Source organism: Prevotella sp. tc2-28 (genome assembly GCF_900107705.1).
Lineage (GTDB): Bacteria > Bacteroidota > Bacteroidia > Bacteroidales > Bacteroidaceae > Prevotella.
Genome location: NZ_FNRE01000007.1, coordinates 138,388 through 151,305, shown reverse-complemented (window position 1 = coordinate 151,305; position 12,918 = coordinate 138,388). Strand labels below are relative to the sequence as shown.

The window sequence follows — 12,918 nt, the reverse complement described above, 5'->3', positions numbered from 1 at the left end:
AAATGAAGATGACGAATGCATACTTTTACGGCTATTATTTTTACTTTACAGCAACCTGTGAAGCGGATGGCCGTATGTAAGAATTGAAAAATTGAAGAATTGAAAAATTGAAATACAGCTCCGCTTCACAGAAAAGTGAAAGCGGAGTTTTTTAATTAATAAATAGTAAATCGTAAATTGTCAAATTGTAAATTGATTGGATGAAAAGAATTGCGATACAAGGACTGACAGGGTCGTTCCACGACATAGCCGCTCACCTCTATTTCGAGGGAGAGCAGATACAGCTAATCTGCTGTGCCACCTTCGAACAGGTGTTCAGCGAGATTCGCCAGGACCCAACAGTCATCGGCATGACAGCCATCGAGAATACGATTGCCGGTTCGCTGTTGCATAACTACGAGTTGCTAAGAGAGAGCGGTACCACGATAGTCGGTGAGCATAAACTGCACATCTCGCACTGTATCTGCTGTCTGCCTGAGGACGACTGGGATACCCTCACCGAGGTGCATTCGCATCCTGTAGCCCTCATGCAGTGCAGGCATTTCCTGGAACAGCATCCACAGTTGAAGAATGTAGAGGCGGAGGATACTGCCGGATCTGCCAAGATGATTGCCGAAGGACAACGACGCGGATGGGCCGCTATCTGCCATGCAGAGGCTGCAAGACTCTATGGACTGAAGGTGCTTGAGGACCATATCGAAGACAACAAGCACAATTTCACGCGATTCCTGGTGGTGTCGAACCCCAACAAAGCAGACATGCTGCGTTCGATAACGGATACCAACAAGTCGAGCGTGGTGTTCTCACTGCCGCATGAGGAGGGCTCGCTCAGTCATGTGCTCGCCATTCTCTCGTTCTACAAAATCAACCTGACGAAGATACAGTCGCTGCCTATCATCGGGCGCGAGTGGGAATACTTGTTCTATGTCGACCTGATGTACGATGACCTCACCCGTTATCGCCAGTCTATCGATGCCATCATCCCGTTGACCAAGGACTTTAAAATATTAGGAGAATACAAGGATGGGAGACAGACGAACTGAAAGAGTTGAAGGATTGAAGAATTGAAGAATTGAAAAATTGAAGAAAGAATTGAAATATATGGAGACAAAAGAAAATATTGGTAGTGAAGAAATTGAAAAGGAGAAGAGTACTTCAACTCTTCAATCTTTTAATTCTTCAATTGTTCCAGCCAATAGGCTGAGTTTGGTGCAAGAGTACTACTTCAGCAGAAAACTGAAGGAGGTGGCGCAGTTGAATGCCGAGGGAAAGGACATTATCAGTCTGGCAATAGGCAGTCCTGACATGCCCCCTTCTGAACAGACAATCGAGAAACTTTGTGAGGTAGCGCATCAGCCTGATGCACATGGCTACCAGCCAACAATGGGTACACCAGAACTGCGTCAGGCAATGGCTGATTTCTACCAGCGATGGTATGGCGTGGAACTGGATGCCAAGTGTGAGGTACTGCCGCTAATCGGCTCGAAGGAGGGTATCCTCCATGTCACACTGGCCTTTGTCAACCCAGGTGACAAGGTGCTGGTGCCTAACCCGGGCTATCCTACCTATACCTCGCTGTCAAAGATCCTCGGTGCCCAGGTTGTTTACTATAACCTGAAGGAAGAAGACGGCTGGCAGCCAGACTTCGACCAGCTGGAAGACATCGTAGATGACCAATGTAGACTGCTATGGACCAACTATCCCAATATGCCGACAGGTGGACGCGCTCAGCGCAAGACCTACGAGCGTCTGGTGGAGTTTGCCCGCGAACATAACATCGTGGTGGTTAACGACAACCCCTACAGCTTTATCCTCAGTGAGGAGCACCTCAGCATCTTACAGATTCCTGGTGCCAAGGACTGCTGTATCGAGTTCAACTCCATGTCGAAGTCGCATAACATGCCTGGTTGGCGTGTGGGCCTCTGTGCCACTAATGCCACGTTCACCTCATGGATATTGAAGGTACAATCAAACATCGAGAGTGGTACATTCCGTGGTATCCAGTTGGCAGCAGCGGAGGCCTATCACAATAGTGACGAATGGCATCGTGAGGCGAACATCACACGTTATGCACGGCGCAGGAAGTATGCCGAGCAGATTATGGACGTGTTGGGCTGCACCTATGACAAGCAACAGGTTGGCATGTTCCTTTGGGGCAAGATACCTGCGCACATCAAGAATGTGGAGGATTTGACAGAGCGCGTGCTTCATGAAGCCCGTGTCTTCATCACGCCCGGCTTTATCTTCGGCTCCAATGGTGAACGTTACATCCGCATCTCGCTATGTGCCAAAGAAGAGAAAATCAAAGAAGCGCTTGAAAGAATTAAACAATCAATATAAATAACGATGGAACTGGATTTACAACCCCTGAACTTACCGAGTGACAATGAACGCCCCTTTGTGATTGCCGGACCTTGCAGTGCCGAGACTGAGGAGCAAGTGATGAACACAGCCCGCCAACTGGCCATGAAGGGCTGTCATAACTTTCGTGCCGGTGTATGGAAACCCCGTACGAAACCAGGCGGATTTGAGGGCAATGGCGAGAAGGCGCTTCCTTGGATGAAAAAGGTGAAGGAAGAGACACATATGCTCATCTCTACCGAGGTGGCTACTCCTGAACATGTAGAGCTGGCACTGAAATATGACATGGATATCTTGTGGATAGGTGCACGCACAACAGCGAACCCCTTTGCCATGCAGGCATTGGCGGACTCACTGAAAGGGGTCGACGTCCCCGTATTTGTGAAGAACCCTGTCAACCCTGACCTGGAACTGTGGATTGGTGCCTTGGAACGTCTGAACCAGGCTGGCGTCAAGCGTCTGGGAGCCATTCACCGCGGATTCTCCAGTTACGAACAGAAAATCTATCGCAATGCACCGATGTGGCAGATTCCCATCGAACTGCATCGTCGCATACCCAACCTGCCCATCATCAGCGACCCCTCACACATCGGAGGTCGTCGCGAACTCATCGCACCGTTGTGTCAGCAGGCTATGGACTTGGGCTTCGACGGCCTGATTGTAGAGAGTCACTGTGACCCTGACAAGGCATGGAGCGATGCCAAGCAGCAGGTTACTCCTGATGTGCTGGACTATATCCTCGCCCTCCTCATCATCCGTGATGAGCATGTCACCACTGAGGGTATCTCACAACTGCGCAAACAGATTGACGAACTGGATAACCAGTTGATGGACCTGTTAGCCAAGCGTATGAATGTCTGTCGCGAGATTGGTCGCTATAAGAAGGAACATAACATGACCGTACTGCAGGCTTCCCGTTACAATGAAATCCTGGAGAAACGCGGTGTACAGGGCTCTCTCACTGGCATGGCACCGGAATTTGTTGCCAAAGTGTTCGAAAGCATCCATGAAGAGAGTGTCCGTCAGCAAATTGAAATCGTGAACAAGTAAAATTGAAAGATTGAAAAATTGAAGGATTGAAGTCCATGCGGCTTGAACAACTTCATTTTTTCAATTCTTCAATTCTTAAATTCTTTAATTCTATGAGAATATTAGTATTGGGAGCAGGTAAGATGGGGTCTTTCTTCATCGACCTGCTGAGCTTTGACCATGAAGTGGCCGTCTTTGAACGGGATCCACAGCGCATGCGCTTTACCTACAACTGTCAGCGTTTCACACAGTTGGAGGAGATTAAGGCGTTTAAACCAGAACTGCTGATCAATGCCGTGACGCTGAAGTACACCATCCCTGTGTTCCGCGAGGTGATACCCTATCTGCCCAAGCAGTGCATCATCAGCGATATCGCATCTGTGAAGACTGATCTCAAGGACTTCTATGAGTCGACAGGTATGCGCTATGTCTCGACGCACCCGATGTTCGGACCAACGTTTGCCAATCTGCAGCAACTCTCTGAAGAAAATGCCATTATCATCAGTGAGGGTGACTATATGGGACGTATCTTCTTCAAGGACCTCTACCAGAAACTGGGACTTAACATCTACGAATATAGTTTCGAAGAGCACGATAAGACGGTGGCTTACTCTTTGTCCATCCCCTTTGTATCGACTTTCGTCTTTGCGGCGGTGATGAAACATCAGGATGCACCGGGAACGACGTTTAAACGCCACATGCGCATTGCCAAGGGGGTGCTCAATGAGGATGACTACCTGTTGCAGGAGATTCTCTTCAACCCCTATACCCACGACCAAGTGGCACAGATTCGTACGGAACTGAAAGAACTCCTGGAAATCATAGACAATAAGGATGCCGAGGGCATGAAGGGATATCTCACCAAGATAAGAAACAATGTAAAACGTGACATTGAAATCCGACAGGGATAAAAAGTGAGGAGATTTTTTGGACGTTCTGATATTTTTGCTTATCTTTGTCCCCATGTTACGACAAGAATTTGAATCATTTATGCAAAAATATGCCGACAAGATAGAGCGTATCCGTCTGTCGGCTCACGAGTTACACCAGAGTGTTAACCAGACCTATGGCGACGAACTGCCCTATGGCTACCATCTTGACATGGTCGTCAAGGGCATTTGTGATTTCGGTGATCTGGTATGTGCTCGGGAGGACGATGTGCTGCCTCTTTTCTTTGGCGGTTACTACCATGACAGTATCGAGGATGCCCGGCTCACCTATAATGATGTGATGAAGGTGGCTCGTAGCTTCCTCACAGAGGAACAGGCTCTGCTGGCTACGGAGATTGTATATGCCCTGACCAACGACAAGGGACGTAACCGTGCTGAACGGGCAGGTGAGAAGTATTACAAGGGCATTCGTGAAACCCCTTATGCTCCATTTGTCAAACTGTGCGACCGACTGGCTAATATTACCTATAGCTGTGCTGGAGAGAATGCCAATAACCGACGAATGAAAGAGGTGTATAAAGGGGAGATGCCTCACTTCCTGCAGTGTATCAATCCACATAGCGATGACCCCCGTTTTGCTGTACCTCAGGAAACCGTGCTTAGACTTGCCGAATGTCTGATTGACGACTTGGAACGTGAAGAGAAACAAGGCAAGGTGTGGTGGTGTGAGTATTAATGATTCATGGATTGATTAACGTATTATGGCCTTAGGTAAGTGGATTGGCGGTTTCCTCGGCTTTATGTCTGCAGGTCCCTTGGGAGCGTTGGCAGGTATTGTCTTGGGCAGTCTTTTCGACGGGGTGCTTGATGCTGTGAACACCCCAGAAACACAAGGGACTTTTGACTCGCCTTTTGGACAACAACAGGCACAGAGGACCTATCAGGGACAGCGAAACAGCTTTCTCTTCTCGATGCTCGTGCTGGCATCGTATATCATCAAGGCAGATGGTCGTGTGATGCACTCAGAGATGGAACTGGTGCGTCGTATGCTGCAGCAAAACTTCGGTCCTACCGCCAGTCAGCAGGGCGATGAGATACTACGTCGTCTCTTTGACGAACAGAAGCGGGTAGGAGCCTCCCAGTTTAAGCAGACTGTGATGCAATGCTGTGGACAGATAGCCCAGCATATGGACTATGCCCAGCGCTTGCAGTTGCTGAACTTCCTCGTCATGATCTCACAGGCCGACGGACGGGTGGATCCCGCAGAGGTCACGGCCATGAAGGAGTGTGCCCAATGGCTGCAGATGTCTGTCGATGAAGTCGACTCGATGTTAGGACTGGGTAAGGACGATTTGGAGTCGGCCTATCAGGTGTTAGGTGTCAGTCCACAGGCTTCGGACGATGAACTGAAGCGTGCTTATCGACGCTTGGCATTGGAGCACCATCCTGACAAAGTGGCTGCGCTGGGCGAGGATGTGCGCAAGGCTGCAGAAAAGAAATTCCAGGAGATCAATGCAGCGAAAGACCGTATCTGGAAAGCTCGCGGATTGTAGAATTTTTTCCTTCTCTTCTTGAATATTGCATAGTTTTGTTCGTTAGTGTAGGTAATGGCCATTTTGCCAGAACCTAAATAATTAACTCAAACTATGGTAAAAGTTTTTTGTTATGTAGCAGCCATGCTGCTACTGGCTGCTACAAGTTGCAGCAGCGATTCTGAAAACAGTGTGGTAACTCCCCAGACATCAGTACCTGTAACGGTACGGGTGGATGGTTTTACCCAGTCGTTAGAAGACTTCTCCGGCAGTTCTCATCGAGCCGCTGTGCCTGTGACATCTTACGACCATGTGAAAGCCATTACGCTGGCATTCTATGATGCCAACGGCGTAGAACAGTGTAAGATGGAACAACTCCGTGACGACAACTCCAACTACACCACCTTTGGCGAATTTTCGTGCAGGCTGCCCATCGGCTCCTACACGCTTGTGGCCATTGCTCGTGGTCTACAGCCTAATGATGTGTTTACCCTGAACAGTCCTTCAGAGGCTGTCTATGGGGGCTTAACCCGTGAAACCTTTGCAGGAACAAAGGCTGTCGTGATAAGTAGCACGTCAGCTCAAAATCAGAATATCTCGCTCAATCGTGTCTGTGCGAGGTTGGTAATCGAAACAAGTGATGTGCGTCCGGCTGGTATTGCCAAGATTCGTACGACGTATGGACAGGGTAGTAAAACGTTTAATCCGACAACGGGATTCGCGACAGACAACAATGGTTTTGTCGTCGTCAATACACCTGGTGCGGCGGTAGGAAGCACAATCACGTTTGGCAGTTATGTCTTTCTGACAGGAAATACGCAGACGATGGACATCACCATTGAAACGCTAGATGCTAACGACCAGGTGGTATCATCCAAGGTAGTATATGACGTACCTTTCAAACGTAACCGTGTCACGAGGTTGCAGGGTGCGCTCTTCTCAGCCAGTGTGGCTTCTGCTATTCAGGTGGAGACAGAATGGGAGAATGAAGAAGTGGTTAATTTCTAATGGCATCGGACGATGAAACAGTTTTTTATAGGATTCATGGCGATGCTGATGTGCATGGCCTGTGAGAAACCACTCATGACAGGGAATCAGGAGGAAGAGGTAACTGAGGGAAACCTCAAGATCAAGGTCTTTGAAATTGAAAAGACACCATTCGGCAGTCTTACCAGAGCGACGGAGGAGGCTTCAGCAGTTTGCAAACATCTGAACTATGCCGTCTATTCGACGAGTGGCGAACGTCTGAAACAAGTGAACCAGACAGCTGGTGTGTCAGGATTCGGTACAGCCTCATTCCAACTAGACGAAGGGAAATATCGGGTTGTGGTTGTCGGGCATAGCAGCAATGGTAATCCTACCATGACTGACCCTACGTGTATCAAGTTTACCAATGCACAAGGCTTTACCGATACCTTCCTGTACAGTGATGAGGTAACCGTCGGTGAGGAACAAGTGGAATTGAATGTCTCCATGAATCGTATCGTATCGATGTGTCGTTTTGTCCTCACTGATGATATCCCAGAAGGGATTAAGAAGATGCGATTCTACTATACTGGCGGCTCAGGAGCCTTCGATGCCACCACGTCATGGGGCTGTGTGAACAGCAAACAGGATGTGAAAATCGATATCACCAGTGGCGATCAGAAACAGTTCGACCTCTACACTTTCCTGCACGACGAGGAGGGTGTCATTCATCTGGCGGTGTCTGCGCTGGATGCCAGTGGCAACGAGCTCTATGCCCGTGAATTTGATGTCCCCATGGAGCAAAACCACATTACGTGGCTCAGTGGTGCCTTCTTCAGTGGCGTATCGACGACGACTGTCACCGGGGTAACGGTAGACACCACCTGGGAGGGTGAACAATTTATCACCTTCTGATACCACATTATTTCTAGGAACGGTCGTTATTGTGCGGCCGTTCCTAATTATTCCAGACGAAATCAAGCCCTTTTCCTTAAAAAACTATAAGACAGAGGGCGATATTGAAAAAAATAACTACCTTTGCATCAAAATGTAAATAACACAAATGATGAATAGCATTAGTAATACGATTAAGTATATCGGTGTAGATGATCTCGACATCGATCTTTTTGAGAGTCAATATGTAGTGCCGGAGGGTATGAGTTATAACTCGTATCTGATTGATGACGAAAAAATAGCTGTGATGGATACGGCAGACCGTCGCAAAGGAGATGCCTGGAAGGAAAACCTGCAGGCTGCTCTCCATGGACGTCAGCCTGACTATCTCGTTGCTCACCATATGGAACCCGACCATGCCGCCCTCATCGCCTGGGTGCTGGATACCTATCCCGGTGTGCAGCTGGTGTGCAGTCCACAGGCTGCGAAGATGCTGCCCAATTTCTTCGAAGGCTTCAACTTTGAGGGACGCGTCATGACGGTCAAGGAAGGTGATACACTTGCATTGGGGCAGCATACCCTCCACTTTATCACAGCAGCGATGGTACACTGGCCTGAGGTTATCATGAGTTACGACAGTCAGGACAAGGTCTTGTTCAGTGCTGATGGCTTTGGTAAGTTTGGCGCATTGGTTAACGAGACTGACGACTGGGCATGTGAGGCTCGACGCTACTATTTTAACATCTGTGGAAAATATGGTGTACAGGTACAGAGTGTCATGAAGAAAATGGCAGCCATTGACGTGAAGACCATCTGTCCGCTACATGGACCTGTGCTTCAGGGCGAAGCATTGCTGGAAGCCGTTAAGCTCTATGACACATGGAGTCGCTACGAGCCCGAGAGTGAAGGCATACTTATTGCTTATGCCAGCATCCATGGAGGTACTGCCAAGTGTGCTGAGCGACTGGGAGAGGTGCTTCGTGAGAAAGGCGCCAAGAAGGTCGTGGTGAGCGACCTGAGTCGTGAGGATATGGCTGAGGTCATTGAGGATGCTTTCCGCTATCCTACTGTTGTCGTGGCGGCATCAAGCTATGATGGTGGTGTGTTCCCTGTCATGCACGACTTCCTCTACCATCTGCAAATCAAGAACTATCAGAAACGTCGTTTCGGTATTGTGGAGAATGGCAGCTGGGCACCAACGGCCGGTCGTGTCATGCGCACCATGATAGAGGCATTGAAGGACTGTGAAATCGTAGAGCCGATGGTTACCATCCGCTCTCGCATGAAAGCTGCGGATGAAGCGCAGCTGGAGCAGTTGGCAGATAGTCTTTTAGGCTGATAGATAAAAAATGAGGCGTAAAGTTGGACGTCTCATTTTTTTTTCTTAATTTTGCACTCCAATAATTGCAATTAGATTATGTTTGAGAATTTAAGTGACAGACTTGAACGGTCGTTCAAGATACTGAAAGGTGAAGGAAAAATCACCGAGATTAACGTCGCAGAGACGCTCAAGGACGTACGAAAAGCATTGCTGGATGCCGACGTAAACTACAAGGTTGCCAAGCAGTTTACGGACACCGTGAAGCAGAAAGCCATGGGCATGAATGTGCTGACAGCAGTGAAACCCAGTCAGTTGATGGTCAAGATTGTTCATGACGAACTGGCAGAACTAATGGGAGGAAAGGCTGTAGAGCTGAAACTGGAAGGTCGTCCGGCCATCGTCTTGATGTCGGGTCTGCAAGGCTCGGGTAAGACGACATTCTCCGGAAAACTGGCTAACATGCTGAAACAGAAACAGCATAAGAACCCGCTGTTGGTAGCCTGTGACGTCTATCGTCCTGCCGCTATCCAGCAGTTGCATGTGGTTGGTGAGTCTGTCGGTGTTCCTGTCTATTCAGAGCCCGACAACAAGAACGTTGTGGAGATTGCCAACAACGCCATCCGCGAGGCGAAGGCCAAGAACTATAACGTGGTCATCATCGATACCGCAGGTCGATTGGCTGTGGATGAGGAGATGATGAACGAGATAGCCACTTTGAAGGAAGCAGTCAATCCCGATGAGACGCTGTTCGTTGTTGACTCCATGACCGGTCAGGATGCCGTGAACACAGCGAAGGAGTTTAACGACCGTTTGGACTTCGACGGCGTGGTGCTGACGAAGCTGGATGGTGACACACGAGGTGGTGCTGCACTGAGTATCCGCACGGTGGTCACCAAGCCCATCAAGTTTGTGGGTACGGGTGAGAAGATGGAAGCTATTGACGTGTTCCACCCAGAGCGTATGGCTGACCGTATCCTCGGCATGGGTGACATCGTGTCACTGGTTGAGCGTGCCCAACAGCAATTCGATGAAGAGGAGGCGAAGCGTCTTGAGAAAAAGATCCGCAAGAACAAGTTTGATTTTGATGACTTCATGGCCCAGATACAGCAGATAAAGAAGATGGGTAACATCAAGGACTTAGCTTCGATGATTCCTGGTGTGGGAAAGGCTTTGAAGGATGTGGATATCGACGATAATGCCTTCAAGGGAATTGAGGCTATTATCAATTCCATGACACCTAAAGAACGTGCTAATCCGGATATCATCAATCAGAGTCGTCGGTTACGCATAGCCAAAGGCTCTGGTACGAAGATAGAGGAGGTGAACCGCCTGATGAAACAGTTTGACCAAACACGTAAGGTGATGAAAATGGTTGCTGGAGGTGGTAACTCGCGCATGATGCAAATGGCCAATGCGATGAAGAATATGAAAGGTGGAATGCCGAAGTTCTAGTTGATAGTTTAGAATTTTAAGTTGATAGTTTAGAGTTGATAGTGAGATGCAACTGATTGATGGAAAAGCAACAGCAACGGCCATTAAGGCGGAGATTGCTGAGGAAGTGAAAGAAATCGTGGCCAAGGGGGGAAAGCAACCTCATCTGGCTGCAGTTCTCGTAGGGCACGACGGTGGCTCGGAGACGTATGTGAAGAACAAGGTGCTGGCCTGTGAGGCTTGTGGTTTCAAATCGACGCTAATCCGCTATGAGGCGGATGTGACAGAGGAAGAGTTGTTGGCCTGTGTAGATAAGCTGAACAAGGATGCCGATGTCGATGGATTCATCGTACAGCTGCCCTTGCCAAAGCATATTGATGAGCAGAAGATTATCGAGGCTATCGACTATCGCAAGGATGTGGATGGTTTCCATCCCATCAATGTAGGTCGTATGGCTATTGGTCTGCCTTGCTTTATCTCGGCAACACCATTGGGCATCATCACGCTGCTGAAACGATACCATATAGAGACTTCCGGCAAGAAATGTGTTATCCTGGGACGTTCGAACATCGTGGGCAAGCCCATGGCACAGCTCATGATGCAGAAACAGTATGGTGATGCCACAGTGACTGTCTGCCACTCGCGTTCAAAGACGTTGAAGGAAGAGTGCCGTGAGGCTGATATCATCATCGCTGCCATCGGACAGCCAGACTTCGTGACGGCTGACATGGTGAAACCAGGTGCAGTCATCGTCGACGTGGGTACCACCCGTGTTCCTGACGCTACTCGTAAGAGTGGCTTCCGTCTGAATGGTGACGTCAAGTTCGACGAAGTGGCCGAGAAGTGTTCGTTCATCACACCCGTTCCTGGTGGGGTGGGTCCTATGACCATCTGTTCACTGATGAAGAACACGTTAGCTGCTGGCAAGAAGGAGTATTATAAGTAAAAGAGATAAGTGAAAAGTGAAAAATGCGCCACCGCTGAGGCTTTTTATAAGCAAGGGAACGAGGCTCGCAAACGTGGTGAGTTTCATGAGGCCATTAATTGCTATATACAAGCCATAGCACTTGACCCAGACAGTCCTGCCGTGGAAGCGAAAAGGATGCTCGATGATATCCTGGCGTATTACAATAAAGATTATTATAACCCATAAACAGATACTAGAGAAATGGCTAAGATGAAAGGTGCCATTGTGGTGAATACCGACCGTTGCAAAGGATGTGTGCTCTGTGTGAGTGCTTGTCCACAGGGCGTCATCGCACTGGCCAATCGTGTAAACATGCGAGGCTATCCCTATGTGGAGCCTGCGCAGATGGACAAGTGTACGGGATGTGCCTCGTGTGCGGTAGTATGTCCTGACGGATGTATCACAGTCTATCGTAAAAAAGTTGAGGAGTAAAAAGATGGCAGAACAAGATGTAACACTGATGAAAGGCAACGAGGCGATTGCGCACGCTGCCATCCGATGTGGTGCTGACGGATATTTTGGTTATCCCATTACACCACAAAGTGAGGTGATTGAAACGCTGGCTGAGTTGAAACCCTGGGAAACGACAGGTATGGTGGTCCTCCAGGCAGAGAGTGAAGTAGCCAGTATTAATATGATATACGGAGGTGCTGCAGCAGGTAAGCGCGTGCTCACCTCTTCATCAAGTCCTGGTATCGCCTTGATGCAGGAAGGTATTACTTATATGGCTGGCGCAGAACTGCCGGGTGTCTTTGTGAACGTACAGCGTGGCGGTCCTGGACTGGGTACCATCCAACCTTCTCAAGGTGACTATTTCCAAGCTACACGTGGTGGTGGCAATGGTGACTATAATGTCATCGTGCTGGCTCCTAACTCAGTGCAGGAGATGGCTGACTTTGTAGACCTCGCCTTCACGCTGGCTTTCAAATACCGAAACCCTGCCATGATCCTGGCTGACGGTGTGATTGGTCAGATGATGGAGAAAATCGTGCTGCCTCCTTACAAGCCCCGTCGTACAGAGGAGGAGATTCGCAAGGAATGTCCGTGGGCAACAATTGGACGTACAAAAGATCGTAAGCCTAACATCATCACATCACTCGAGCTGAAGCCCGAGGCTATGGAGGCTCGTAACCTGCACTTGCAGGAGAAATACAAAGAGATACAAGAGAAGGAAGTGCGCTATGAAACGCTATACTGCGAAGATGCAGAATATCTGATTATAGCCTTTGGTTCTGCTGCCCGTCTAACGCAGAAAGCCATTGAAATGGCTCGTGAAGAGGGGATAAAAGTGGGACTGCTTCGTCCGATTACCTTATGGCCGTTCCCTTCGAAGGCTATTGCTGAGATTGCTCAAGGCAAGAAAGGCGTATTGGTTGTAGAGATTAATGCAGGACAGATGGTTCAGGACGTACGACTGGCTATCAATGGTGCATTGCCCGTTGAACAGTTCGGTCGTCTGGGAGGTATCGTACCAGAGCCGGAAGAGATTGTTGAAGCATTGAAGAAGTTAGAAGTAAGAGGTTAGAG

At 48.8% G+C, this 12,918-nt stretch carries 14 protein-coding genes; all 14 read left to right on the top strand.

The features are described from left to right. The first annotated feature begins 200 nt into the window (after positions 1-200). The 14 genes from BLU47_RS08105 (at position 201) to BLU47_RS08045 (ending at position 12,916) form a co-directional block, all read left to right on the top strand. Positions 201-1,043, top strand: coding sequence for a prephenate dehydratase (locus BLU47_RS08105; protein ID WP_091960946.1), 843 nt, complete (start codon positions 201-203; stop codon positions 1,041-1,043). Positions 1,044-1,101: 58 nt separating this feature from the next. Next, the gene (locus BLU47_RS14760; protein ID WP_176780502.1) at positions 1,102-2,340 is read left to right on the top strand and encodes a pyridoxal phosphate-dependent aminotransferase; all 1,239 of its coding nucleotides are present in this window, start codon (positions 1,102-1,104) and stop codon (positions 2,338-2,340) included. Between the two features lie 6 nt (positions 2,341-2,346). Next, a complete protein-coding gene (locus tag BLU47_RS14755; protein ID WP_176780501.1) occupies positions 2,347-3,411 on the top strand; it encodes a bifunctional 3-deoxy-7-phosphoheptulonate synthase/chorismate mutase type II in 1,065 nt (354 codons plus the stop codon). Positions 3,412-3,503: 92 nt separating this feature from the next. After that, a complete protein-coding gene (locus BLU47_RS08095; RefSeq protein ID WP_091960943.1) occupies positions 3,504-4,301 on the top strand; it encodes a prephenate dehydrogenase in 798 nt (265 codons plus the stop codon). 79 nt (positions 4,302-4,380) lie between these two features. Beyond that, positions 4,381-5,016, top strand: coding sequence for a hypothetical protein (locus BLU47_RS08090; protein WP_255402124.1), 636 nt, complete (start codon positions 4,381-4,383; stop codon positions 5,014-5,016). 25 nt (positions 5,017-5,041) lie between these two features. Then, positions 5,042-5,833: a TerB family tellurite resistance protein gene (locus BLU47_RS08085; RefSeq protein WP_091960937.1), complete on the top strand. Its 792-nt coding sequence runs from the start codon at positions 5,042-5,044 to the stop codon at positions 5,831-5,833. 93 nt (positions 5,834-5,926) lie between these two features. Continuing rightward, positions 5,927-6,820 carry a DUF6562 domain-containing protein gene (locus BLU47_RS08080; protein ID WP_091960934.1) on the top strand — a complete coding sequence of 298 codons (894 nt, stop codon included), beginning with the start codon at positions 5,927-5,929 and terminating at the stop codon, positions 6,818-6,820. Positions 6,821-6,832: 12 nt separating this feature from the next. Next, positions 6,833-7,693: a FimB/Mfa2 family fimbrial subunit gene (locus BLU47_RS08075; protein ID WP_091960932.1), complete on the top strand. Its 861-nt coding sequence runs from the start codon at positions 6,833-6,835 to the stop codon at positions 7,691-7,693. A 148-nt stretch (positions 7,694-7,841) separates the two neighbouring features. Further along, entirely contained in the window at positions 7,842-9,011 is a 1,170-nt protein-coding gene (locus tag BLU47_RS08070; protein WP_091960929.1) for an FprA family A-type flavoprotein, read from the top strand. A 78-nt stretch (positions 9,012-9,089) separates the two neighbouring features. Continuing rightward, entirely contained in the window at positions 9,090-10,445 is a 1,356-nt protein-coding gene (ffh, locus tag BLU47_RS08065; RefSeq protein ID WP_091960927.1) for a signal recognition particle protein, read from the top strand. Between the two features lie 46 nt (positions 10,446-10,491). Further along, on the top strand, positions 10,492-11,370 hold the full coding sequence (gene folD / locus BLU47_RS08060; protein WP_091960924.1) for a bifunctional methylenetetrahydrofolate dehydrogenase/methenyltetrahydrofolate cyclohydrolase FolD: 879 nt from the start codon (positions 10,492-10,494) through the stop codon (positions 11,368-11,370). Between the two features lie 9 nt (positions 11,371-11,379). Then, positions 11,380-11,577, top strand: a complete 198-nt coding sequence (locus BLU47_RS08055; RefSeq protein ID WP_091960922.1) for a tetratricopeptide repeat protein — start codon at positions 11,380-11,382, stop codon at positions 11,575-11,577. 15 nt (positions 11,578-11,592) lie between these two features. Continuing rightward, complete coding sequence (locus BLU47_RS08050) at positions 11,593-11,823, top strand: 4Fe-4S binding protein (RefSeq protein WP_091960919.1); 231 nt, start codon at positions 11,593-11,595, stop codon at positions 11,821-11,823. Between the two features lie 4 nt (positions 11,824-11,827). Next, a complete protein-coding gene (locus BLU47_RS08045; RefSeq protein ID WP_091960902.1) occupies positions 11,828-12,916 on the top strand; it encodes a 3-methyl-2-oxobutanoate dehydrogenase subunit VorB in 1,089 nt (362 codons plus the stop codon). Positions 12,917-12,918: the final 2 nt, after the last annotated feature.